Source organism: Pseudoduganella umbonata (assembly GCF_014192225.1).
GTDB lineage: Bacteria > Pseudomonadota > Gammaproteobacteria > Burkholderiales > Burkholderiaceae_D > Rugamonas > Rugamonas umbonata.
In genome coordinates, this window is the sequence record NZ_JACHXS010000009.1 from 293,769 (window position 1) to 317,043 (window position 23,275).

At 65.2% G+C, this 23,275-nt stretch carries 19 protein-coding genes; 6 read left to right on the forward strand and 13 right to left on the reverse strand.

Annotation, left to right across the window (positions count from 1 at the left end; translation table 11 throughout):
- Positions 1-287 precede the first annotated feature (287 nt).
- The 7 genes from FHS02_RS22320 to FHS02_RS22350 form a co-directional block, all read right to left on the reverse strand.
- Complete coding sequence (locus FHS02_RS22320; RefSeq protein WP_137316258.1) at positions 288-1,766, reverse strand: adenosine deaminase family protein; 1,479 nt, start codon at positions 1,764-1,766, stop codon at positions 288-290.
- 31 nt (positions 1,767-1,797) lie between these two features.
- Entirely contained in the window at positions 1,798-3,108 is a 1,311-nt protein-coding gene (gene guaD, locus FHS02_RS22325) for a guanine deaminase (protein ID WP_137316257.1), read from the reverse strand.
- Between the two features lies 1 nt (position 3,109).
- Positions 3,110-4,114 carry a xanthine dehydrogenase accessory protein XdhC gene (xdhC, locus tag FHS02_RS22330; protein WP_137316256.1) on the reverse strand — a complete coding sequence of 335 codons (1,005 nt, stop codon included), beginning with the start codon at positions 4,112-4,114 and terminating at the stop codon, positions 3,110-3,112.
- A gap of 115 nt (positions 4,115-4,229) precedes the next feature.
- Positions 4,230-6,596 carry a xanthine dehydrogenase molybdopterin binding subunit gene (xdhB, locus tag FHS02_RS22335; protein ID WP_137316255.1) on the reverse strand — a complete coding sequence of 789 codons (2,367 nt, stop codon included), beginning with the start codon at positions 6,594-6,596 and terminating at the stop codon, positions 4,230-4,232.
- A gap of 10 nt (positions 6,597-6,606) precedes the next feature.
- Complete coding sequence (xdhA, locus tag FHS02_RS22340; RefSeq protein WP_137316254.1) at positions 6,607-8,070, reverse strand: xanthine dehydrogenase small subunit; 1,464 nt, start codon at positions 8,068-8,070, stop codon at positions 6,607-6,609.
- A gap of 151 nt (positions 8,071-8,221) precedes the next feature.
- Entirely contained in the window at positions 8,222-9,772 is a 1,551-nt protein-coding gene (locus tag FHS02_RS22345) for a carboxylesterase/lipase family protein (RefSeq protein WP_137316253.1), read from the reverse strand.
- A 29-nt stretch (positions 9,773-9,801) separates the two neighbouring features.
- The gene (locus FHS02_RS22350) at positions 9,802-11,019 is read right to left on the reverse strand and encodes a glutamate carboxypeptidase (RefSeq protein WP_137316252.1); all 1,218 of its coding nucleotides are present in this window, start codon (positions 11,017-11,019) and stop codon (positions 9,802-9,804) included.
- A 314-nt stretch (positions 11,020-11,333) separates the two neighbouring features.
- On the opposite strand from FHS02_RS22350, the gene pilB reads away from it, so the two are divergent.
- Together pilB and FHS02_RS22360 are read left to right on the forward strand one after the other, a co-directional pair.
- The gene (gene pilB / locus FHS02_RS22355) at positions 11,334-13,055 is read left to right on the forward strand and encodes a type IV-A pilus assembly ATPase PilB (RefSeq protein ID WP_137316251.1); all 1,722 of its coding nucleotides are present in this window, start codon (positions 11,334-11,336) and stop codon (positions 13,053-13,055) included.
- Between the two features lie 8 nt (positions 13,056-13,063).
- On the forward strand, positions 13,064-14,275 hold the full coding sequence (locus FHS02_RS22360; protein WP_137316250.1) for a type II secretion system F family protein: 1,212 nt from the start codon (positions 13,064-13,066) through the stop codon (positions 14,273-14,275).
- Between the two features lie 75 nt (positions 14,276-14,350).
- Here FHS02_RS22360 and FHS02_RS22365 read toward each other — a convergent pair whose 3' ends face one another.
- The 3 genes from FHS02_RS22365 to FHS02_RS22375 all read right to left on the reverse strand — a co-directional run bounded on the left by FHS02_RS22365 (position 14,351) and on the right by FHS02_RS22375 (position 17,562).
- Positions 14,351-15,535, reverse strand: coding sequence for an alpha/beta fold hydrolase (locus FHS02_RS22365; RefSeq protein WP_137316249.1), 1,185 nt, complete (start codon positions 15,533-15,535; stop codon positions 14,351-14,353).
- Between the two features lie 279 nt (positions 15,536-15,814).
- Positions 15,815-17,107 (reverse strand): PQQ-dependent sugar dehydrogenase, encoded by a 1,293-nt coding sequence (locus FHS02_RS22370; RefSeq protein ID WP_137317679.1) that lies wholly within the window; start codon positions 17,105-17,107, stop codon positions 15,815-15,817.
- Positions 17,108-17,130: 23 nt separating this feature from the next.
- Complete coding sequence (locus tag FHS02_RS22375; RefSeq protein WP_137316248.1) at positions 17,131-17,562, reverse strand: DUF2231 domain-containing protein; 432 nt, start codon at positions 17,560-17,562, stop codon at positions 17,131-17,133.
- Between the two features lie 230 nt (positions 17,563-17,792).
- Here FHS02_RS22375 and FHS02_RS22380 point away from each other — a divergent pair, with 230 nt between their 5' ends.
- The 4 genes from FHS02_RS22380 (at position 17,793) to yacG (ending at position 20,314) form a co-directional block, all read left to right on the forward strand.
- Positions 17,793-18,668, forward strand: a complete 876-nt coding sequence (locus FHS02_RS22380) for a prepilin peptidase (RefSeq protein WP_137316247.1) — start codon at positions 17,793-17,795, stop codon at positions 18,666-18,668.
- A gap of 1 nt (position 18,669) precedes the next feature.
- Entirely contained in the window at positions 18,670-19,293 is a 624-nt protein-coding gene (coaE, locus tag FHS02_RS22385; RefSeq protein WP_137316246.1) for a dephospho-CoA kinase, read from the forward strand.
- Positions 19,294-19,366: 73 nt separating this feature from the next.
- Positions 19,367-20,122 carry a cell division protein ZapD gene (gene zapD / locus FHS02_RS22390; RefSeq protein ID WP_137316245.1) on the forward strand — a complete coding sequence of 252 codons (756 nt, stop codon included), beginning with the start codon at positions 19,367-19,369 and terminating at the stop codon, positions 20,120-20,122.
- Between the two features lie 12 nt (positions 20,123-20,134).
- Complete coding sequence (gene yacG / locus FHS02_RS22395; RefSeq protein WP_137316244.1) at positions 20,135-20,314, forward strand: DNA gyrase inhibitor YacG; 180 nt, start codon at positions 20,135-20,137, stop codon at positions 20,312-20,314.
- 237 nt (positions 20,315-20,551) lie between these two features.
- On the opposite strand, the gene FHS02_RS22400 is transcribed toward yacG, so the two are convergent.
- The 3 genes from FHS02_RS22400 to argJ are packed head-to-tail and all read right to left on the reverse strand — an operon-like array spanning position 20,552 to position 23,093.
- Complete coding sequence (locus FHS02_RS22400; RefSeq protein WP_137316243.1) at positions 20,552-20,947, reverse strand: NUDIX domain-containing protein; 396 nt, start codon at positions 20,945-20,947, stop codon at positions 20,552-20,554.
- The gene (locus tag FHS02_RS22405; RefSeq protein WP_371861436.1) at positions 20,944-21,825 is read right to left on the reverse strand and encodes an ATP-binding protein; all 882 of its coding nucleotides are present in this window, start codon (positions 21,823-21,825) and stop codon (positions 20,944-20,946) included. Before FHS02_RS22405 ends, FHS02_RS22400 begins: the two co-directional genes overlap by 4 nt.
- Before the next feature lie 32 nt (positions 21,826-21,857).
- Positions 21,858-23,093 carry a bifunctional glutamate N-acetyltransferase/amino-acid acetyltransferase ArgJ gene (gene argJ, locus FHS02_RS22410; RefSeq protein WP_137316241.1) on the reverse strand — a complete coding sequence of 412 codons (1,236 nt, stop codon included), beginning with the start codon at positions 23,091-23,093 and terminating at the stop codon, positions 21,858-21,860.
- Positions 23,094-23,275 lie beyond the last annotated feature (182 nt).

Below are 23,275 nucleotides of genomic sequence, written 5' to 3' on the forward strand. Positions count from 1 at the left end.
TTTGGCCGCATGAATGACGGTGTTTGCTGGGGTCGGCTGACGGCGGGATTATAGAGGCGGTACGATTGCGTGAAATTATTTCATTTGGAAATAATAAAAATGGTGCGCGCTCGCTACAAAAATGTAGCGCAATGACCACACAATTAGCAGGAAAGAATTTAAATCCTGCAAGATCCCGGCCGTTGCAGCCGGGATATCTGGTTTAAGAAGCAAATAGCGCGAATGAAATGCTCGCGCTATCACCTGGACCTTCCACGCCGGGTACCCGGCACCGTGAATTTCCGGCCTCAGGGCTTGCCGGGCACCGCACCGGCAATCTGCGCTTCGAACCTGGCAAACCGCTCATCCAGCTGCTTCAGCAACCGCTTGCGGTCCGTCTCGGCCAGGAACGCATAGCGGATGCTGTCGTACGACAGCTTCTTGACTTCCGCGTAATCGGTCTCGTAGCGGGTGGCGAACAGCACGTATTCGTTCGACAGGCTGTGGCGCGTGACGCCGGCATCGTCGGTGGACAGCACGAACGGCACGCCGTAGCGGCGATACAGTTCGACCGGGTGCTCGCCGTGCTTGACGCCCAGGATGAACTCATTGCTGGTCAGGTTCACTTCGACGGGGACGCGGCGCTCGCGCATCGTCTTCATCACGGCCAGCGCATCCTGCTCGTGGGCGATGTCCAGGCCATGGCCGATGCGGTTCGCGCCGGCGACGTTCACCGCCTCGGCGATGTGGAAGGTCAGCCCTTCCGGCGGCACGATGCCGAGGCGCAGTTCGCCGGCATGCAGCGCCGTTTTCACCTCCGGGTACTTCACCTTCAGGAAGCGGAACATCTGCATGTGCAGGCTGTAGTCGCGCATCGATACGTGCAGGCTTTCCTGGCCGACGATGTTGACGCCGACGATCAGCGGATTCGCCTGCGCCAGCTTGAAGCTGGCCAGCATCTGCGAATACACGGCCGACGGCGACAGGAAACGCAGCACGTACGGCTGGTAGCGCATCGTGAAGCGCTCGTCGTCGATGCCGGCGGCGCTCTTCTCCACGTTGGCGACATAGTCGGCGATGCCGCGCGCGAAGGCGGGATTCGCTTCCAGCTGCGCGGTGAACTTCGCCAGCGCAGCATCCAGCTGTGCCGGCTGGAACGATGGCGACGCGACCAGCTGGTCGAAGGCCGCATCGGGCGTCATCGGTGCCAGCTCGAAGATGGTTTCGATGTACGACAGGTTCTCGGCGATCGCGCGGGTCTTCAGCGTGCGCAGGCCTTCATTGGTATTGGTCGATGCCACCGGGCCGAAGTAGCCGAACGTGTCGAAGAACGTCTGGTCGGGCGGCGCCTGGTCGGCCGAATGGTTGTGGAAGTCCAGCGTCGACCATTTCTGCAGCAGCTTGCGGTAGGTATCGTTGTCGGCCACCAGGTCGGCGCCGGACACGCAGGTGCGCAGGCCGTTGGGCTTGGCGCGCTCCGCTTCGATGGCCGCCTTGTCGCTGGTGATCCGGAAGTTGGTCTTGCTGACGCAGTAGCCCTGCCGGTCCACCCATTCCAGGTACTGCTCGGCATAGATCGCGCCGGAGTAATGGTGGTGCAGGTCGCCGCCCTTCGGCATCATCGTCATGAACATCGTCAGTTCCGCGGTTTTTGCCGGGCTGGCGACCAGCGTGGCGAAGTGACGCTTGACGATGTCTTCGTTGCCCCCTTTTGCCTGCGCGCCAAAGGCGAAGGCCGCGGCAAGCGCGGCGGCGATGATGCGTGGAGCGGTGACTGTTCCTGACATGGGGACTCTCTCTTTCTAAAAGGTGAGAAAGTCAGCCCTCCCGCGCGTGCACCCGCTTGCCGGCCGAGTACGTGGCTGCGATCACGCGGTCGTCACCCAGCAGGGCCAGCGCGAACAGCATCTCCTCGAGGCTTTCCGTGCGGGCCGTGCGGCGTGCCAGCAGTGGCGTGGCCTGCGGATCGAGCACGATGAAGTCGGCCTCGTTGCCGGCGGCCAGGCTGCCGATCGTGCCGTCCAGGTGCAGGCTGCGCGCGGCGCCCAGCGTGGACAGGTAGAACATGCGCAGCGCGGGCAGGTAGCTGCCTTTCAAGCGCGCTACTTTATAGGCTTCATTCATCGTTTGCAACATCGAGAACGACGTGCCGCCGCCTACGTCCGTGGCCAGCGCCATCAGCATGCCGGCCTTGTCGGCTTCCTCGAAATCGAACAGGCCGCTGCCCAGGAACAGGTTCGACGTGGGGCACACGGCGGCGGCCGATTTCGTCTCGGCCAGCCGCGCGCGGTCCTGGCCATCGAGCCAGATGCAGTGGCCGAACACGGCGCGCGGGCGCAGCATGCCGTAGCGGTCGTACACGTCGAGGTAGCTGCGCGCCTGCGGATACAGCTGCTTGACCCAGCGGCACTCTTCCTCGTTTTCGGAGACGTGGGTCTGCAGGTAGGTGTCCGGGTACTTGCGGGCCAGCGCGCCGGCCAGCTCCATCTGCGCCTCGGTGGAGGTGGGCGCGAAACGCGGCGTGATCGCGTATTGCGAGCGGCCGCGGTTGTGCCAGCGCCCGATCAGCTCTTCCGATTCGAGGGCACCCCGTTCGGCCGTGTCGCACAGGAAGTCCGGGCAGTGGCGGTCCATCATCACCTTGCCGGCGATCATGCGCAGGCCGCGCGCTTCGCTGGCGGTGAAGAACGCGTCCACCGATTGCGGGTGCACGGTGCAATACACCAGCGCCGTGGTGGTACCGACGCGCATCAGCTCATCCAGGAAGAACTCGGCGACGCCCGCCGCATGGGCCGGGTCGGCGAACGCGCGCTCGGTCGGGAAGGTGTACTGCTCCAGCCACGGCAGCAGGCCCGGCGCCGGCGACGCGATCATGTCCGTCTGCGGGTAGTGGATGTGGGCGTCGATGAAGCCGGCCGTGATGATCTTGCCGCGGTAATCCGTCACCGGGGTATCCGGCGGCAGCGTGGCGTGCAGGTTGGCCCAGTCGCCGGCGGCCTGGATCTTGCCGTCGGCAACGATCAGCAGGCCATCCTCGTACCAGGAATGGGCGCGCTCGCTGAAGGCCGGGTCGGCATGGAAGGTCAGGAGGCCGGCGCGGTAAGCCTGCACGTTCGGGGTGGTTTGCATGTCAGTTCTCTTGCAGGGCGGGCTGGCGCGGCATCGCGGCGGCGCCGTGCGCCTGCGCTTCCCAGGTGATCAGTAATTGCGCCGCCACGGAGGCGGCGATGACGGCGGGTGCCTTGTCGGTAATGCCGGGCAGGCCGATCGGGCAGACCATCGCATCGATGCGGTCGGCCGGCAGTCCGCGCGCGGCCAGCCGGCGCTCGAACAGCACGCGCTTCGTTTTCGAGCCGATCAGGCCGAACCAGCCCACGTTGTCGCGCGCCAGGATGGCCGCGGACAGGCGCTCGTCCAGCGCGTGGCTGTGGGTCAGCACCAGGTAGCTGGCGCCGGGCGGGGCCGATGCTACCACGGCTTCCGGCGTATCGGTGGCTTCGACGATCACATTGGCCGGTACCTGCGCGGGGAACATGTCGTCGCGCTCGTCCACCCAGGTGATCGTGCACGGCAATTCGGCCAGCGCCCGCACGATGGCGGCGCCGACGTGGCCGGCGCCGAACAGCACCAGGTGCGCGGCCGGCGCGGCGACCGGGTCGACCAGCCAGCCGTCCGGCAGCACGATCGCGCTGGAGGTGCGCGGGAAGTGGTGCGGAACGTCCGCGTCTCCGGCGACCAGCGTGCCTTCCGCATCGAACACCGCGTTGCGTGGCCGGCCGGCGATCGACGCGACGCGCCAGTAGTCGTCATGCCGATTGCCACGCAATACAGTGAGCATTTCGGCGACGGAGTCCGTCACCGGTTCGAACAGCAGCCAGACGACGCCGCCGCAGCACTGACCCAGGCTGGGGCCGAGCCCGAAGCGCTCATGGCGTACCCCGGTGGCGCCCTTCGCCAGCATCTCGCGGGCGATTTCCACCGCGCGCAGTTCCAGGTGGCCGCCGCCGATGGTGTCATGCAGCGTGCTTTCCGTCACGAGGAACTTCGCGCCCGGCTCGCGCGGCGCCGATCCCTCGACCCGCGCCACCGTCACCAGCACCGCCGGCCGGGCGGTTGTCGTCAGCCATTCGTTCATGATTCAACCAGTTTCTCTAAAACCGGTGACAGACACCGGTTATTAGTTTCTCTAAAACCGGTGACAGACACCGGTTATTCTGAAATGTTTCAAAAATATGGGTGTCTGTCACCGGTTATTGGGCAACTTTCGCGGTGACGGCGTCGATCGCGCGCAGGATTTCCTCGCTGGTGGCGGGGGCGTTCAGCGGCGGGTTCACCTGGTGGTTGCCCACCGCGGAGATGGCGTCGCGGATGGCGAAGAACACCGAGAACGGCAGCAGCAGCGGCGGTTCGCCGACGGCTTTCGAGCGGTGGATGCTGTCGGCCACGTTCGGCTGGTCGAACAGGTTCACGCGGAAGTCCTCCGGGCAGTCGGAGATGCCCGGGATCTTGTACGTGGATGGCGCGTGCGTCATCAGCTTGCCGGAGGCGTTCCACCACAGCTGCTCGGTGGTCAGCCAGCCCATGCCCTGGATGAACGCGCCTTCGACCTGGCCGATGTCGATGGCGGGATTGAGCGAGCTGCCGGCGTCGTACAGCGCATCGGCGCGCAGCAGGCGCCATTCGCCGGTCAGCGTGTCGACGACGACTTCGGAGACCGCCGCGCCGTAGGCATAGTACGAGAACGGGTGACCGCTCATCGTCTTCGGGTCCCACGACAGGTGCGGCGTGGCATAGAAGCCGTCGGACCACAGCTGCACGCGCTTCAGGTAGGCCTGCCCCACCAGCACGTGGAAGCGGATCGCCTGGCCGTTGACATGCACGTGATCGTCCGCGAAGCGTACCGAGGCGACGTCGCCGCCATGCTGCTCCACGGCGAATTTCGCCAGGCGTTCCTTGATCTGCCGTGCCGCATCCTGGGCTGCCTTGCCGTTCAGGTCGGCGCCCGTCGATGCCGCGGTGGCCGACGTGTTGGCGACCTTGCTGGTATCGGTGGCCGTGATGCGCACGTGGCACAGGTCCAGCCCCAGTTCGTGGGCAACCACCTGCATCACCTTGGTGTTGACGCCCTGCCCCATCTCGGTGCCGCCGTGGTTGACGAGCACCGAGCCGTCGACATACACGTGCACCAGCGCGCCGGCCTGGTTCAGGTGCGTGACGTTGAACGCGATGCCGAATTTCAGCGGCGTGAAGGCGAGGCCTTTCTTCAGCACCGGGCTGGTGGCGTTGAATTTCTCGATCGCCTCGCGGCGGGCGCGGTACTCGCTGGTCGCTTCCAGCCGCGCGGTCAGTTCCGGCAGCACGTTGCCTTCGACCACCTGGCCGTACGGCGTGACGTTGCGCTCGTCGATGCCGTAGAAATTCAGGCGGCGCACGTCCAGCGCATCCTTGCCCAGCTCGCGGGCGATCTCGTCGATGATGTACTCGATCGCGATCGCGCCCTGCGGGCCGCCGAAGCCGCGGAACGCGGTGTTCGACTGCGTGTTGGTCTTGCCGGCGCCGGCGCGGATGTCGGCGTCGGACAGGTAGTAGCAATTGTCGAAGTGGCAGATGGCGCGGGTCGCCACGGGGCCGGACAGGTCGGCCGAGTAGCCGGCGCGCGACGTCATGTCCACTTTCGCGGCCAGGATGCGGCCCGCGTCGTCGTAGCCCACTTCGTATTCGTACCAGAAGCAGTGGCGCTTGCCGGTGACGATCATGTCGTCGTCGCGGTCGGCGCGCAGCTTCACCGGCACCTTCAGCTTGTACGCGGCGATGGAGGCGGCGGCCGCCCACAGCGCGGACTGCGATTCCTTGCCGCCGAAGCCGCCGCCCATGCGGCGGCACTCGACCTGCACGTTGTGCGAATGCAGGCCCAGCGCATGCGCCACCACGTGCAGCATCTCGCTCGGGTGCTGGGTGGAGCACTGCACGAACATGCCGCGGTTTTCCTTCGGGATCGCGTACGAGATCTGGCCTTCCAGGTAGAACTGCTCCTGGCCGCCGACGAACAGCTCGCCCTTGACCTTGCGCGGCGCGCGCTCGAACGCGGCTTGCGGATCGCCCTTCTCCAGCTTCATCGGCGGCAGCACATACGAGCCGGCGGCTTTCGCTTGCTGCGGCGTGAAGATGGCCGGCAGCTCGTCGTAGGTGATCGCGGCCTTGCGGGCGGCGCGGCGGGCATTGGTGTGCGTGTCGGCGACAACGATGAAGATCGGCTGGCCGACGTACTGCACCAGGCCGGGCGACAGGATCGGATCGTCGTGGATGATCGGGCCGCAGTCGTTCACGCCGGGAATGTCCGCGGCGGTCAGCACGGCGACCACGCCCGGCGAATTCTTCACCGGCTCCAGGTCCATCGCGACGATGTTGGCGTGAGCCTTCGACGACAGGCCCAGCGCCGCGTGCAGCGTGCCTTGCAGCTCGGGGATGTCGTCCGTGTAGGTGGCCTGGCCCAGCACGTGCAGCTCGGCCGATTCATGCTTGCGCGACAGGCCGACGCCAGACCAGTTCGCGGCCGAGGTGGCGGATTCCAGCTCGGGAATGGCGGCCTTCAGTTCGGGGATGGCGGGATGGTTCATGGATGTCTCCTCAGGCGGCGGCAAAGGCGTTCACGTCGGCATTCGCCAGCGGCGCATCGATACGGGTTTCAAGCCAGAAGCGGCGCAGCAGGTTCTGCGCGGTGCGCATCCGGTAGGTGCTGGAGGCACGCATGTCGGTCAGCGGTGCGTAGTCCTGCGCCAGCGCGGCCATCGCCTCGGCCAGCGCATCCTCGCTCCACGCGCGGCCGTTCAGCGCCGCTTCGGCCAGTGCGGCGCGCTTCGGCGTGCCGGCCATGCCGCCGTAGACGATGCGCGCATTGGCGACGTTGCCGCCATCGAGCTCGAAGGCGAAGGCGGCGCACACGGCCGAGATGTCCTGGTCGAAGCGCTTGGCCAGTTTATAGGTACGGAACGCAACATTGGCGCGCGGCAGCGGCACGCGCACGGCGCGCACGAATTCGCCCGGCCGCATGTCCTTCTTCATGTAGTCGAGGTAGAACGCATCCATCGGCAGCGTGCGGTCGCCCGCGGCACTGTGCAGCACCACTTCGCTGCCCAGCGCGATCATCCACGGCATCGAGTCGCCGATCGGCGAACCGTTGGCCACGTTGCCGCCCAGCGTGCCGGCATTGCGGATCGGCAGCGAGGCGAAGCGCTGGCGCAGCTCGGACAGCTCGGCCGGATAGTATTCGCACAGCTTGCCGTAGGCGTCGTCCAGCGCGACGCCGGCGCCGATCTCCAGCATCTGGCCGTCCACGGCCACGCTCTTCAGCGCTTCGACGTGGCCGAGGTAGATGATGTCCGTCAGCACGCGCATCTGCTTGGTGATCCACAGGCCCACGTCGGTGGAACCGGCCAGCAGCGTGGCGGCCGGGTATTCGGCACGCAACTGCGCCAGCTCTTCCAGCGTGCGCGGCGCATGGAACGTCTGGCCGTTGGCGGCATAGGTGGACAGCCTGTCGCGCTTCAGCGCCTGCAGTTGCTGCGCCAGTCCGGTGGTGTCGAAGTCCACGGCCGGCAGTTCCGTCATGCGGCGCGCCGCGTCGATGATCGGGCGGTAGCCGGTGCAGCGGCACAGGTTGCCGGACAGGCAGTCGTCGATCTCTTTCCGCTCGGGCGTGCGGCCTTCCACTTTCAGGTACATGCCCCACAGCGACATGGCAAAGCCCGGCGTACAGAAACCGCATTGCGAACCGTGGCATTCGACCAGCGCCTGCTGCACCGGGTGCAGGTCGCCGTTCGGCTGCTGCAGGTCCTCGACGGTGAACAGGGCCTTGCCGTCCAGCGTGGGCGTCAGCTGGATGCAGGAATTGACGGCTTTCAGCTCGACCTTGCCATCGACAAGGGAGCCGACCACGACGGTACACGCGCCGCAATCGCCCTCGGCACAGCCTTCCTTGGTGCCGGTGCAATGCAGGTCTTCGCGCAGGTGCTGCAGCACCGTTTGCGTGGTATCGGCGCCTTGCACTTCGTGCACGGCGCCGCGGAAGTAAAAGCGGATCGGTTCGGACATGTTGGCCTCGCGGTGGTATCAGTTTGTAAGACTAACATTCGCGACCAACCCGCCTATAACATTTGGCTGATGAGCCTTATCAGCCAAAGCGCATGAAGCAACATTACGGCCCGCGCCCGCCCGGCCTTGTCAGGACGTCATCGCCGCCCTGTCATTGCCTGGCGGCCTGCCGGTCGTGGAATTCGAAGCGCGCGCGGTCCTGCGGCTCGTAGGCGCCGGACTCCACGTCGATCCGCATCACGCTGGCGCCCGGCTGCGTGAGCAGCGGCCAGGCCGGCAGGCCGGCGCCGTTCGGGTCGCCATGCTTGATGAAGTTGGCAAAGTAACCCTGCATCGTGCGCGACACGGCGCGGTCCTCGTCCGTCCACGCATAGACCTTGTTGCCGTCCAGGTTGCCCATCGCGTATTCGATCTCGGCCGAATGTGTCGCGCCGGTCGCGGCCGGCCTGCCGTCGACGGTGGCCGGGCGCGGCCGACTGTAGTAATAACGCCACGTCGGCGCCGCCTTCGCGTGCAGGTCGATCCATTTCCACGTGCCATAGACGATCCAGCGGTCGCTGGCCAGGTCGCGCGCGGCATCGGCCACGTCGTAGTCGTAGACGCGGACCGCCTCGGCAAGGACAGCGGGATCGGCGCCATAGAACCTCTGCAACGCCGCCTGGAAGCGCTCGGGCGTCGGTTCCTGGTTGTCGAGGATCGCGCCGGCATGCATTTCCTGCGAATTCCAGCCGGCCAGCAGCGGTACTTTCGCCTGGCGGCCCTGGGCGTAGCTGTCCAGCGGCGGACGGTCGATCACATGGCCGTCGGTCACGATGCCGAACGACGGCGCGCCAGGCCGGGCCTGGGCCTGCAGCAGCGCTTCGGCCGGCGCCGCGCGCAGCTCCTTGAGCGTGGCGAAACCGGCAGCCTGCGCGAACGCGGCGCCCTGCTTTTCCGCGTCCGCCAGCGGCGGCGCACCGCGCCGGCCCAGCACCGAACCGCTCTCGCCGATGGCCCGCGCGAACAGCCCTTGCGACATCGGCATGATCATCTGCGCGCTGACCGAGTACGACCCGGCCGATTCGCCGGCGATCGTCACCTGTTGCGGGTCGCCGCCGAACGCCGCGATGTTCTTCTTCACCCATGCCAGCGCGGCCGCCTGGTCCATCAGGCCGTAGTTGCCGGAAGCCTTGTGCGTGCTCTCCGCCGTCAGCTCCGGATGGGCCAGGAAGCCGAATGCGCCGAGGCGGTAGTTGACCGTCAATGCCACGATGCCCTGCTTCGCCATCGCCGCGCCTTCGTAGCGGGGTTCGGAGCCGTCGCCGGTGGCCAGGCCGCCGCCATAGATGTACACCAGCACCGGGAGTCCTTTTTTCTTGCCCAGGCCGGCGTTGGCCGGTGCCCATACGTTCAGGTACAGGCAATCCTCGGACTGGCCGGGCGAGCGGAACACCATGTCGGAATACAGCGGCAGCTGCATGCAGCGGTTGCCGAATTCCACCGCCTGGCGCACGCCCTGCCATGGCCGCACCGGCTGGGGCGCCTGCCAGCGCAGGGCACCGACCGGCGGCGCGGCGAACGGAATGCCCCTGAAGGCACGTACGCCGTCCTCGATGCGCCCTTCGATGCGGCCGCCCTCGACCTTGACGGTGGTGGCGGGTGCCGCGGCATGGGCAAGGGTGGTGGCGGCGGCCAGCAGGATGCCGGCGGAGGCTTGCTTCATCGTGTTGTCTCCTGTTGTGAGTGGACTGCTTACGGTTTTACCAAGGCGGGCGAGCGGCCGTATTCCTGGATCAGCCTCGCCAGCAGGTAGATGCGCGGCGCGATGCTGTCCACTTCGGCATATTCGTCGGCCGTATGGATGCCGCCGCCGACGATGCCCAGCCCGTCGATGGTGGGCAGGCCGGCCGCGAACAGCAGGCTGGCATCGGCCGCGCCGCCGCTGCTTTCCAGCGTCAGCTTGCGGCCGATCTCGGCGTAGATAGCCGTGGCCCGCTTCGCCAGCCCGTCGGTGACGGGGCTGGCCGGCATCGGCGGGAAGTCGCGTTTCAGCACGGCCGACACTTTCGCTTCGGGCACCAGCTGGCTGGCGGACAGGCGGCGCAAATCGCGCTCGACGCGGTCGAATTCCTCGGGTGTCCTGGCGCGCACGTCGGCCAGCGCCCGGGCATGGTCGGGGATCACGTTGGTGCGGTCGCCGCCCTGGATGACGGTCCAGCTGACGGTGGTGTCCTTCGCATCGTCGCCCAGGCGCGACAGCTGCACGACCTGGTGCGCCGCCTCCAGCGCCGCGTTGACGCCCTGCTTCGGCGCCACGCCGGCGTGCGATGCCTTGCCCGTCACGTCCAGTTCGATCTCGCCGCTGCCTTTGCGCGCCACCACCAGGCCGTCGGCCGCGCGGCCCGGTTCCAGGTTGAAGGCCACGTCATGCTCGCGTGCCAGCCGGTCGATCAGCGTGCGGGTGCCGGCGGAGCCGGTTTCCTCGTTGGTGTTCAGCAGGATGGTGAGCTTGCCGAAATCGCCGCCGGCCAGCAGGCGCGATGCATGGATGGCAATGACGATGCCGCCCTTGTCGTCCATGATGCCGGGGCCGTAGGCACGCTTGCCGTCGACGCGGAATGGACGCTTCGCGGCGGTGCCGTCGGCGAACACGGTATCCATGTGGGCCATCAGCAGCACGCGGCCCTTGCCGGTGCCGGCACGCGTGGCCACGATATTGCTGCCGGCCGCCGGCGTGGCGGGCAGCTTCTCGATGCGGAAGCCCTGCTCCGCCAGTTCGGCCGCGGCGATGGCACCGACCGCATCCAGCCCGGCCCCGTTGAAGGTGCCGGAATCGATGTTGACGAGCTTTTCCAGCAGCGCCAGCGCGGCCGGCTGCCGGGCTTCCGCCCGCTTCAGCAGCGCCGGATCCGCCGACGCCGTTCCCAGTGTTGCCAATGCCAGCGCGATGCCGGCGGCCAGTCTGCGCATGTGATGCCTCCCCGATAACACCTGATCATAGCTCAGTGAGCTGAACGATGGAGCAGACCGCGTCGCGGCACCGTGCCGCCGCGCGACACCGGCAGGCGGCCGGGACTACACTGGCGGCATCCTGCCGGGCCGGACCGTGTTGGCATCCGCATCAGGATCGTTATCGGGGCACCAAGACAAGTACTGGACAGGGTCCCGGCAAGCCGCGAAAAGTCGTCAAATTACGACAGTCCACACGGATGAGGACGCTTTACAAAAGTGATGCCTGACGGCATCATCGCTTGATTGCCCACACTTCAGCAGCAGTTTCATCTATGGCAGCAGTCCACCCCACGACGGCGAACGCTCCCATGCCGGGACTGGCACGGGTGCTGGTGCAGGCCGGCCGCCTGACGGCCGCGCAGGCGGACGCGCTGCACAAGCGTGCCGCCACGGAAAAGCAGCCCTTCATCGACGTACTGCTGGGCAGCGGCATCATCGGCGCGCGCGACCTGGCCGCGTTCTGTTCCGAGACGTTTGCCTACCCGATGCTGGACCTGCACGCGATCAGCGCGGCCGCGCTGCCCCAGGCGATCATCGACGAGAAGCTGATGCAGAGCGGGCGCGTGGTGGCGCTGGCGAAACGGGGCAACAAGATGTCGGTGGCGATTTCCGATCCCACCAACACGCAGGCGCTGGACCAGATCAAGTTCCAGACCGAATCGTCGGTGGAACCGGTGATCGTGCCGCACGATGCGCTGCTGCGGCTGCTGCACGAACTGGGCAAGTGCAGCGCACAGCTGATGGACGAGCTGGCCGGCGCCGACAGCGAGATCCAGTTCGCCGAAGAGCAGGACGCGGCGGTGCCGGAGGCGCCGGCGACGGACATCGAGGATGCGCCGATCGTGCGCTTCCTGAACAAGATGCTGATGGATGCCGTGAACATGGGCGCCTCCGACCTGCACTTCGAGCCGTTCGAGAAGTTCTACCGGATCCGCTTCCGGGTCGACGGCGTGCTGGTCGAGCACGCGCAGCCGCCGATCGCGATCAAGGACAAGCTGGTATCGCGCATCAAGGTACTGGCCCGGCTCGACATCTCGGAAAAGCGCGTGCCGCAGGATGGCCGCATGCGGCTGATCGTGTCGCCGACCCGGACTCTGGACCTGCGCATCTCCACGCTGCCCACGCTGTTCGGCGAGAAAACCGTGATGCGTATCCTCGACGCCTCGCAGGCGCAGATGGGCATCGATGCGCTGGGCTACGAGCCGGAACAGCGTGCGCTGCTGCTCGATGCGATCGCCCGCCCGTACGGCATGGTGCTGGTCACCGGCCCGACCGGCTCGGGCAAGACGGTGTCGCTGTACACCTGCCTGAACATCCTGAACAAGCCGGGCATCAACATCTCGACGGCGGAAGATCCGGCCGAGATCAACCTGCCCGGCGTGAACCAGGTGAACGTGAACGACCGGGCCGGGCTGACGTTCCCGGTGGCGCTGAAATCGTTCCTGCGCCAGGATCCGGACATCATCATGGTCGGCGAGATCCGCGACCTGGAAACGGCGGACATCGCCATCAAGGCGGCGCAGACGGGGCACATGGTGTTCTCCACGCTGCACACGAACGATGCGCCGTCCACGCTGACCCGGCTGATGAACATGGGGGTGGCGCCGTTCAACATCGCCTCGTCCGTCATCCTGATCACGGCGCAGCGGCTGGCGCGCCGGCTGTGCGGCTGCAAGCAGCCGCTCGACATCGCGCCGGACAAGCTCGTCAGCGCGGGCTTCCGCGCCGAGGAAGTCGACGGCAGCTGGAAGCCCTACGGCCCGGTGGGCTGCGAGCGCTGCAACGGCTCCGGCTACAAGGGGCGCGTGGGCATCTACCAGATCATGCCGATCACGCCGGCGATCGAGGCGCTGATCCTCGCGCACGGCAACTCGATGCAGATCGCCGCCCAGGCCCAGGCCGAGGGCGTGAAATCGCTGCGCCAGTCCGGCCTGGTGAAGGTGAAGGCGGGACTTACGAGCCTGGAAGAAGTGCTGGGCTGCACGAACGAATAGGAATACACATGGCACACGCGGGCGGCATCAAGGAATCCATCTTTGCCTGGGAAGGCAAGGACAAGACAGGGAAAACCGTGCGCGGCGAACTGCGCGCGGGCGGCGAGGCGGTCGTCAACGTGACGCTGCGCCGGCAGGGCATCATGGTCACCAAGGTCAAGAAAAAGGTGTACCGCTCCGGCAAGAAGGTCACCGACAAGGACATCACGCTGTTCACCCGCCAGCTGGCGACGATGATGAAGGCCGGCGTGCCGCTGCTGCAATCGTTCGACATCGTCGGCAAGGGGCACGCCAACCCGGCCGTGTCGAAACTGGTGATGGACCTGCGCGCGGACATCGAGACCGGCACCAGCCTGAATGGCGCGTTTCGCAAGTTCCCGCTGTATTTCGACCCGCTGTTCTGCAACCTGGTGGGCGCCGGCGAACAGGCTGGCATCCTGGAAGACCTGCTGACGCGCCTGGCGATCTACAAGGAAAAGACGCTGGCGATGAAAGCCAAGATCAAGTCGGCGCTGACGTACCCGATCGCGATCCTGGCGGTGGCGTTCATCGTCACGGCCGTGATCATGATCTGGGTGGTGCCGGCCTTCAAGGAAGTGTTCACCAGCTTCGGCGCGGACCTGCCGACGCCCACGCTGGTGGTGATGGCGATCTCGGAATTCTTCGTTGACTGGTGGTACGTGATCTTCGGCGGCCTGTTCGCTTCCGTTTACTTCTTCTTCCAGGCCTGGCGCCGTTCGCTGTCCATGCAGCAGGCGATGGACCGGCTGCTGCTGAAGGTGCCCGTGTTCGGCGCCGTGATCAGGAAGGCCACGATCGCCAGGTGGACGCGCACCCTCGCCACCATGTTCGCCGCCGGCGTGCCGCTGGTCGAGGCGCTCGATTCGGTGGGCGGCGCTGCCGGCAATGCCGTCTACCTGGACGCCACGCGCAAGATCCAGAGCGAAGTGTCGACCGGGGTGAGCCTGACGGTGGCGATGCAGAACGTGGAAGTGTTCCCGAACATGGTCACGCAGATGGTGGCGATCGGCGAGGAATCCGGCGCCCTGGACAGCATGCTGGGCAAGGTCGCCGACTTCTTCGAGGAAGAAGTCGACGAGGCCGTCGCTTCGCTGTCGTCGCTGATGGAGCCGGCGATCATGGTGATCCTGGGCGTGCTGATCGGCGGGCTGGTGGTGGCCATGTATTTGCCGATCTTCAAGCTGGGGTCGGTGGTGTAAGCGACACCGTGCAGGTGCTCGGAATACTTCGCAGTGTCTCGGAAACCTTCGCAGTGGCGTCTGCGCTGCATTCCACTATCGATTGCGCCCCCGGCCAGGGTGGCGTAATTCAGCCACTTTTTGAGCTTGCTCCGAAATTCCGGTTTTCTGAAGGTCTTGCAACTTGCCGACGAATTCCGCAATTGCCTTACCGTACTGCCTGCCCTCTTCCAGCAGCCCATTGTGGCCTGCCGGACTGATCGTGACGAGGTCCGCGCGCGGGGCCTTGGCAGTTATGGCAACTGCCGCCTCCGGCTTCGTCAGGCGGTCGGCATCGCCTACGATCACACGCACCGGAACCGGGAGGATTGCCGGCGTATCGGTTTCATCCCAGCGCATCACGGCCCGCAGGCCTTTGGCAATGACGGAAGGCGTGTCTTTGACATTGAACCTTGAGCCAAAGTCGAGCTGCCCACGTGTTACTCCACGGCTCAGCGAGGTAATGCGGTTCACGATATGGCTGGTGCCGTTCAGGTAGCTCTGCAGGTTCATCAGTCGTACAAGCGGCGACAGCAAAATGGTCAGCAACAACAGCGGCTCAATGAGTGGCCACCTCAGGAACTTCAGCAAAGTGCCTGCCATTACGGTGTTCAATGGCCAGGTATGCGTGGTATCCATCAGGACCATGCCGTTGACCTTTTCACGGAACAGGTCTGGCCGCAGACGAGCCAGGGTCAGCATCATCATGCCACCGATGCTGTGCCCAACCAGCGTGACGGATGCGTACCCGGTTTCCCCGATAACGCGATGCAGGTCTTCCGCCAGACGTTCCACACTGTAGCGGCGGTCGGCCGGCTGGCTCGACAGGCCAAGCCCCGGCAGGTCCCATAGCACCAGCCTGAAGTCCTTGCTCAACTCTTTGCGCACGTAATACCAGGCCGTGCTGTCGAGGGCCCAGCCGTGGGTCATGACGATGACGGGCTTGCCCTCCGGGCCATCGAATTCGACGTGTAACGCGCTACCGTCAACACCTTGGACTTTTCTGGAATTCGGACTGCGTTCAGAGCGCGGCTCATCTGGCCCACGCGGGTATAAGGCCAGTACAAGCTGCCGCCCCAGCAGGGACCACGCGAGCATGGCTATGCCAGACCACAGCCACCCCATGGTTGCCAGCGTCCCGACATACCACGCCCATACGATATAAACGCCCCCGGCCAGCAGTGCCAAGGAAATCACACCGGCAAGTGTACCAAGCAAGAATGGCAGTACCGAAATGTACATGGCTTGTTGCTCCTTATAGGACAAGTAGCGCACAAAATAGCTGGGCCAGGTTGCGTGGCCACCCCATTGGCAATGCCAATCAGAAGCTACCGCCGATCAGCGCGGGGCACAACTCCTTGTCATTACGTGAACGTGTAAGACTTCTCTGATTACGAGGGGTTTGGGCACCGCTGCGCGCACCTGACGGGATGAGTCAGGTGCACGCGCCGCAGTGTGAGAGGCTTACGGATCCGCAGGGCGCTACTGCGGCACGTGGTGATTTCCTACGCATGGCCGCAATCAGCGGCTCGGCACCACCCGCCACACCATATTGGCCAGGTCATCCGCGACGATCAGCGCCCCGCGCGGGTCGACCGTCACGCCGACCGGCCGGCCGCGCGTCTTGCCGTCGGCATCGCGGAAGCCGGTCACGAAGTCGACCGGCTCGCCGGCGGGCATGCCGTCCTTGAACGGCACGAAGATTACCTTGTAGCCGACGGGCTGGGCACGGTTCCAGCTGCCGTGCTCGCCGACGAATGCGCCGTTGGCGTATCGGTCCCCCATCGCCGGCTGCGAGAAGCTCAGCCCGAGCGCGGCGACGTGCGAGCCCAGGCTGTAGTCAGGCTTGATGGCGGCTGCCACCTTGTCGGGGTCCTGCGGCATGACGCGCGGATCGACGTTCTGGCCCCAGTAGCTGTAAGGCCAGCCGTAGAATCCACCTTCGCGCACCGAGGTCAGGTAGTCCGGCACCAGGTCCGGCCCCAGTTCGTCGCGTTCGTTGACCACCGCCCACAATTTGCCTGTCGCGGGGTTGATCGCCAGTGCCGTCGGATTGCGCAGCCCGGTCGCATACGGCTTGTGGGCACCCGTCTCGGCGTCGATCTGCCAGACCATGGCCCGGTCGAGCTCAGCCTCCATGCCGCGCTCGGTGATATTGCTGTTGGAGCCGATGCCGACGTACAGGAAGCGCCCGTCGGGGCTGACGGTCAGCGCCTTGGTCCAGTGGTGATTGATCTCGGCGGGCAGCTTGGCGATACTCTTCGGCGGACCACCAGCCTTGGTCTGGCCTTCCTGGTAGTCGAAGCTGACCAGTTCGTCCTGGTTGGCCACGTACAGCTTGCCGTTGGCGAACGCCAGGCCGTAAGGCGCATCGAGATCTTCCGCGAACACCGTTTTCAGCTCATACCGGCCGTCGCCATCGGCATCGCGCAGCAAGGTCAGACGATCGCCGCTTTCCACCTTGGTCGTGCCTTGCGCCTTGATATAACCGGCGATCACATCCTTGGGCTTGAGCTTGGCGGCGCTGCCGCCGCGGCCTTCCGCGACGATGATATCGCCGTTGGGCAGCACCAGCGTCTGGCGCGGAATCTTCAGGTCGGTGGCAATCGCGGTGACGGTGTACCCCTGCGGCACGGTGGGCTTTTGACTGCCCCACGCCACCGGTTCGGCGATCTTCATGCTTGGTAACAAGCCGCGCTCCGGTTCCGGCAGCCTGGGGTCGGGTCCGCGTGCCTGCTGGCTGTCGCCGTTCTCGGTGCATGCGGCCAGCAACAGGGCCATGCCCAGACATGCCAGGGGCTTCATTGGCGTCATCGGCGTCATTGACTTGATCGGCTTCATTTCGCCACCTCCGGATGGGTATCGATGCTGAGCCAGGCCGCGATGCAGGCCAGCACGGCAACGATGACCGACAGGATCAGGCCATCCGGCATGGCCGCCCAGGCGTCCTTCGCATGGACGAAGGCGTTGACCAGTCCCAGCACCCAGGTTGCCAGCAACAGCAGCAATCCCATCAGCGGCCGCCCTGTCCGGCGATGCGCGCGGAGCAGGGCCGCCAAGGAAAGCACCAGGGCAAGTCCGCAGATGAGCAGGCCGCCGGCGATGAGCCAGGATGCGAAATTGCTCCACTGGATCTGGTAGGTTCGATAGTAGGCAACATCGCTTGCCAATGCGCCGAGAAACAGGGGCACCGTCCCGCCGAGCAGGATGGCGTGCAGCCGTCCGGTCGGGTGTCGATGGATCGGGCTGTTCGTTATCTGTGCAGACATTGCATGGACCTCATCGTTGATTTCACTTGCTCCAATCGTAGCGATATTACAAATGTGCTGTCGCATAGCTGAGCCTGGAGCCTGCGTCGCCGGAGAAGCTTGGCCCGTCGCGCCGGGCAACGGCGGCGTGAAGCCATCTGCAGCGCCTCCATCTTCAAATGGCGACCGGTGGTGTAAGCTCTGGTTTTCATCTGCCGCCCTGCCGCGCCAGGGGTCACGGAACCCGCACAATGCTCGAGCAACTCTTCCTCTTTTCACCGCCCGCCACCCTCCCCGCCGCGCTGATCGCCGCCATTTTCGGCCTGCTGGTCGGCAGCTTCCTGAACGTCGTCATCTACCGCGTGCCGAAGATGATGCAGCGCGAGTCCGACAACTACGTGGCCAGCGAATCGGGCCTGCCGCTGCCGCACACGGACCGCTTCAACCTGATGGTGCCGCGCTCGGCCTGCCCGCATTGCGGCCACCAGATCACGGCGCTGGAAAACATCCCCGTCGTCAGCTGGCTGGCGCTGCGTGGCAAGTGCAGCCGGTGCAAGGCGCCGATCTCGGCACGCTATCCGGTCATCGAGGCGCTGACGGGCGCGCTGTCCGCGGCGCTGGTCTGGCAGTTCGGCAGCGGCTGGACCGGCCTGGCCACGCTGCTGTTCGCCTACCTGCTGATCGCGATGACGTTCATCGATGCCGATACCAGGCTGCTGCCGGACGACCTGACGTATCCGCTGCTGTGGGCCGGCCTGCTGGTGAACCTGAACGGCACGTTCGTGCCGCTGGCGGACGCGGTGATCGGCGCGGCCGCCGGCTACCTGTGCCTGTGGTCCATCTATTGGGCATTCAAGCTGCTCACCGGGAAGGAAGGCATGGGCTACGGCGACTTCAAGCTGCTGGCCGCGCTGGGCGCGTGGCTGGGCTGGATGATGCTGCCGACGATCATCCTGCTGTCCTCGGTCGTGGGAGCGGTGGTCGGCATCGGCCTGATCGTCTTTGCCAGGCGGGGGCGCGACAACCCGATCCCGTTCGGTCCCTACCTCGCCGCCGCGGGCATGATCGCGCTGCTGTTCGGGCCGCAGATCGCCGCGTTCACGGAGCGGTTCCTGGGGGTGGCCTGACATGCAGCGGCGTTTTACGGTTGGCCTGACGGGCGGCATCGGCAGCGGCAAGAGCGCGGTGGCGCGGCTGTTCGCCGAACGGGGCGTGGACATCGTCGATACCGACCAGATCGCCCGCAGCCTTACCGGGCCGCATGGCGCGGCGATGCCGGCGGTGCTGGCCGCGTTCGGCGACGACTTCGCCGATGCCCACGGTGCGCTGGACCGCGCGAAGATGCGCGCGCTGGCCTTCTCCCGGCCGGAGGCCAGGCGCACGCTGGAAGGCATCCTGCACCCGATGATCCGCGATGCGGTCTTTGCCGAAAGCCTGCTGGGCACCGGTCCTTACGTGATCTTCGACATTCCGCTGCTGGTCGAGTCGGGGACGTGGAAACAGCGCGTGGGCCGCGTGCTCGTCGTCGATTGTCCCGAGGCGTCGCAGGTGGCACGCGTGATGGCCCGCAATGCCCTGGCGGAAGACCAGGTGCGCGCGATCATGGCCGCGCAGGCACCGCGGCAGGTGCGTCTGGCTGCCGCGGACGACGTCATCGACAATGGCGGCGCGCTGGACGCGCTGGCGCCGCAAGTCGACCGCTTGCATGCAACTTACTTAGCGTTGGCTGAAGAAGCGGTAAGAAACAATTAACAACGTTTGTATTTTTGCCTCGCATGCCTCAGAATCACGGGCATATTTCAGGCCCACCCACGAGGGATTCACTTTGATCGTCTATGAATATCCTTTCAACGAGCGCATTCGCACGCTGTTGCGCCTGGAGGACCTGTACGAGAAGTTCAAGTTTTTCCTGAACCAGGAACATCCGCTGCAGCACCACGTGGCGCTGGCCACGATCTTCGACATGCTCGAAGTGGCCGGCCGCGCCGACCTGAAGTCCGACCTGCTGCAGGAAATCGAGCGCCAGAAGCAGACGCTGATGGGCTACCGTTCCAACCCCGCCGTACAGGCCGAGATGCTCGATGCCATCCTCGAGGAGCTCGACAGCGTGTCGTCCGCGCTGGTGGCCTCGCAGGGCAAGACGGGCCAGAACGTGCGCGACAACGAATGGCTGATGAGCATTCGCGGCCGCACGATCATTCCGGGCGGCGCGTGCGAATTCGACCTGCCGTCGTATTATGCGTGGCAGCAGCATTCGTTCGAACAGCGCTTCAACGACATCGCCACGTGGTTCGCGCCGCTGGCGCCGCTGTGCGATGCGCTGGCCCTGGTGCTGCGCCTGTTGCGCAATTCCGGCGCGCCGAAAAAGATGATCGCCAACGCCGGCAGCTACCAGCAGATGCTGCAGGGGAAGGTGTACCAGATGCTGCGGCTGACGCTCGACGAATCGCTGGGTGCGATCCCCGAGATCTCGGCCAACAAATACATGCTGTGGGTACGTTTCACCAGCCAGGGCGGCGACTGCAAGCCCAAGCCGCTGGAAGACGACGTGCCATTTGAACTCACTCTTTGTAATTTCTGATTTTTACCTGCCATGCCAACCGTTGTCGACTGCCCCACCTGTGGCAAGAAAGTGGAGTGGAGCGAGAAAAACAAGTACCGCCCCTTCTGTTCCGAACGCTGCAAGCAAATCGACCTGGGCGCCTGGGCCGAGGAAAAATACACGATCCCCGGCGCCATCCCCACCGATCCGCTCGAAGAAGACAAGCAATAACTTACCAAAGGCAATGTTTCTCTAAAAATGGGGACGTACCCCATTTTTCGGGCAATGTTTCTCTGAAAATGGGGACGTACCCCATTTTTCGGGCAATGTTTCTCTAAAATGGGGACGCCGGGTCGCCGTACCGCTCCCTTTTTTTCATGCAACACCTGTTGCAAAAAAACTGGTGTCTGTCACCGGTTTCCAGGAAATGTTTCAAAAAAACTGGTGTCTGTCACCGGTTTTCGGGCTTTAGCCGCGGTCGATCCACTGCAGCAGCGGGATCGTGGCGGGCAGCAGCGGTTCGACACCCACTTCCCCTTGCCATGCGAATGCCTGGCCTTCGAGGCTTTGCGGTTCGCCGCGCCACTCGCGGCTGATGAAGAAGTGCAGCCGCACGTGGGCGTGTTCGTAGACGTGCTCGACGCCGCACCATTCCTCGGCCGACAGCACTTCGATGCCCAGCTCTTCCATGAATTCGCGCTGCAGCGCCGCGAAGATGGTTTCGCCCGGGTCCACTTTCCCGCCGGGGAATTCCCAGTAGCCCGCGTAGGGCTTGCCGGCCGGGCGCTGGCCCAGCAGCACATCCCCGTTCGGTTTCATCAGGATGCCGACCGCCACGTCGATCGGCCTGCTCGCTTCCGTCATGCCGCGGGGTTCCCGGATGCGTCCGTGTCCATCTTGCCGGCATGGTCGCGGGCGAACTGCCAGGCCACGCGGCCCGAGCGCGAGCCCCGCTGCAGGGCCCAGCGCAGCGCATCGCCGCGTGCCTCGTCGATCTGCGCGGGGGTGCAGCCGAAGGTGCCGAGCCAGTGCGCGACGATGGCGAGGTAGTCGTCCTGCTTGAACGGGTAGAACGACAGCCATAGCCCGAAGCGTTCGGACAGCGAGATCTTTTCCTCGACCGTTTCGCCCGGATGCAGGTCGCCGTCCTCGTCATGCTTGTAGCTGGTGTTGTCCGACATCCGTTCCGGCAGCAGGTGGCGCCGGTTCGACGTGGCGTAGATCAGCACATTGTCCGACTGCGCGGTGATGGAGCCGTCCAGCGCCACCTTCAGCGCCTTGTAGCCGCTCTCGCCCTCTTCGAACGACAGGTCGTCGCAGAACACGACGAAGCGCTCCGGCCGGCCGGCCACCAGGTCGATGATGTCCGGCAGGTCGGCCAGATCGGCCTTGTCCACTTCGATCAGCCGCAGGCCTTGTTCGGCGAAGCCGTTCAGGCAGGCCTTGATGAGCGAGGATTTGCCGGTGCCGCGGGCGCCCGTCAGCAGCACGTTGTTGGCGGGCCGGCCGGCGACGAACTGCCGCGTGTTCTGCTCGATCGCCGCCTTCTGGTTGGCCACGTTGTGCAGGTCGTCCAGCGTGATCTTCGCTGCGTGCGCGACCGGCTGCAGCCAGCCGCTGGCACCCGCCAGGCCGCTGCGCTTGCGCCAGCGGAACGCGAATGCGGCGTTCCAGTCGGGCGCGGGCACGGCTGGCGGCAGCAGGGCCTCCACCCGCGCCAGCACGCTTTCGGCGCGAACCATGAAGGTTGCCAATGAGTCCTCCAGCCCGGCCATCAGGAACGGTAATCCGCGTTGATCGACACGTAGTCGTGCGACAGGTCGCAGGTGTACACGGTCGCGGCGGCGGTGCCGCGCGCCAGTTTCACGCGCACGGTGATTTCGCTCTGCTTCATCACGCGCTGGCCGTCTTCTTCCTTGTAGTCGAGGTTGCGGCCGCCGTCCTTCGCCACCCACACATCGTCCAGCCACATGTTGATCTTCGAGACGTCCAGCTCGACGCCGGCGTAGCCGATCGCGGCCAGGATGCGGCCCAGGTTCGGGTCGGAGGCGAAGAAGGCCGTCTTCACCAGGGGCGAATGGCCGATCGAATAGGCGATCTTGCGGCACTCGTCGACCGACTCGCCCTCTTCCACCGTGATGGTGATGAACTTGGTGGCGCCTTCGCCGTCGCGCACGATGGCCTGGGCCAGGAATACGGACAGTTCGGTGACCGCCGCCGCCAGTTCGCGGTACTCCGGCGAATCGACCGAGTTCACCTCGAGCGTGCCGGCGCCGGTGGCGATCAGCATGAACGAATCGTTGGTGGAGGTATCGCCGTCGATCGTGATGCAGTTGAACGATTTGTCGGCCGCTTCCTTGACCAGCACGTCCAGCACGGGTTGCGCCACTTTCGCATCGAACGCCAGGTAGCCCAGCATCGTGGCCATGTTCGGCTTGATCATGCCGGCGCCCTTGCTGATGCCCGTCAGCGTGACGGCATGGCCGGCAATGGTGACCGTGCGCGAGCCGGCTTTCGGCTGCGTGTCGGTGGTCATGATGCCTTCGGCCGCGTTGAACCAGTTGTCGGCTTTCAGGTTCTGCACGGCGGCCGGCAGGCCGGCCTTGATCTTGGCGACCGGCAGCGGTTCCAGGATCACGCCGGTGGAGAACGGCAGGACCTGCTGCGCATCGATGCCCAGTTCGGCCGCCAGTGCATTGCAGGTTTCGCGGGCATTGGCCAGGCCCGCTTCGCCGGTGCCGGCGTTGGCATTGCCGGTATTGACGAGCAGCGCGCGGATCGGCTTGCCGCCGGCCTGCGCCGCCGCCAGGTTTTCCTTCGAGATCTGCACGGGCGCGGCGCAGAAACGGTTCAGCGTGAACACGCCTGCGACGGTGGCACCCTCGGCCAGCTTCATCACCAGCACATCCTTGCGATTCGGTTTCTTGATCCCGGCCTCGGCGTAACCGATCTCGATACCGGCGACGGGTTTCAGCTCAGCGGCGACAGGAATGGGGGAGTTGACGGCCATGTGTTGTTCTCGTGCGGGTTAGTGAAATCGCTATTTTAAACCCTGTGACAACAGGTGGCGGGCGGTACCCGACGAGTCGGCGAAGACTTATATTTTTCTATAGCAATTGTTTCCAGGTAGCGCAATCAGTTCACAAAAAACGACAGTAACTTTCATGTTTTATATTGATAGGGAAAGAAAAC

Bases quoted from the DNA above. Each gene is read 5' to 3' on its own strand.
- xdhB (WP_137316255.1), bottom strand. From the start codon at position 6,596: ATGAACCATCCCGCCATCCCCGAACTGAAGGCCGCCATTCCCGAGCTG.
- FHS02_RS22405 (WP_371861436.1), bottom strand. From the start codon at position 21,825: ATGGTTCGCGCCGAAAGCGTGCTGGCGCGGGTGGAGGCCCTGCTGCCG.
- argJ (WP_137316241.1), bottom strand. From the start codon at position 23,093: ATGGCCGTCAACTCCCCCATTCCTGTCGCCGCTGAGCTGAAACCCGTC.
- yacG (WP_137316244.1), top strand. From the start codon at position 20,135: ATGCCAACCGTTGTCGACTGCCCCACCTGTGGCAAGAAAGTGGAGTGG.
- coaE (WP_137316246.1), top strand. From the start codon at position 18,670: ATGCAGCGGCGTTTTACGGTTGGCCTGACGGGCGGCATCGGCAGCGGC.
- FHS02_RS22360 (WP_137316250.1), top strand. From the start codon at position 13,064: ATGGCACACGCGGGCGGCATCAAGGAATCCATCTTTGCCTGGGAAGGC.
- xdhC (WP_137316256.1), bottom strand. From the start codon at position 4,114: ATGAACGAATGGCTGACGACAACCGCCCGGCCGGCGGTGCTGGTGACG.
- FHS02_RS22370 (WP_137317679.1), bottom strand. From the start codon at position 17,107: ATGACGCCAATGAAGCCCCTGGCATGTCTGGGCATGGCCCTGTTGCTG.
- FHS02_RS22380 (WP_137316247.1), top strand. From the start codon at position 17,793: ATGCTCGAGCAACTCTTCCTCTTTTCACCGCCCGCCACCCTCCCCGCC.
- FHS02_RS22320 (WP_137316258.1), bottom strand. From the start codon at position 1,766: ATGTCAGGAACAGTCACCGCTCCACGCATCATCGCCGCCGCGCTTGCC.
- FHS02_RS22375 (WP_137316248.1), bottom strand. From the start codon at position 17,562: ATGTCTGCACAGATAACGAACAGCCCGATCCATCGACACCCGACCGGA.
- guaD (WP_137316257.1), bottom strand. From the start codon at position 3,108: ATGCAAACCACCCCGAACGTGCAGGCTTACCGCGCCGGCCTCCTGACC.
- xdhA (WP_137316254.1), bottom strand. From the start codon at position 8,070: ATGTCCGAACCGATCCGCTTTTACTTCCGCGGCGCCGTGCACGAAGTG.
- FHS02_RS22350 (WP_137316252.1), bottom strand. From the start codon at position 11,019: ATGCGCAGACTGGCCGCCGGCATCGCGCTGGCATTGGCAACACTGGGA.
- pilB (WP_137316251.1), top strand. From the start codon at position 11,334: ATGGCAGCAGTCCACCCCACGACGGCGAACGCTCCCATGCCGGGACTG.
- FHS02_RS22400 (WP_137316243.1), bottom strand. From the start codon at position 20,947: ATGACGGAAGCGAGCAGGCCGATCGACGTGGCGGTCGGCATCCTGATG.
- FHS02_RS22345 (WP_137316253.1), bottom strand. From the start codon at position 9,772: ATGAAGCAAGCCTCCGCCGGCATCCTGCTGGCCGCCGCCACCACCCTT.
- FHS02_RS22365 (WP_137316249.1), bottom strand. From the start codon at position 15,535: ATGTACATTTCGGTACTGCCATTCTTGCTTGGTACACTTGCCGGTGTG.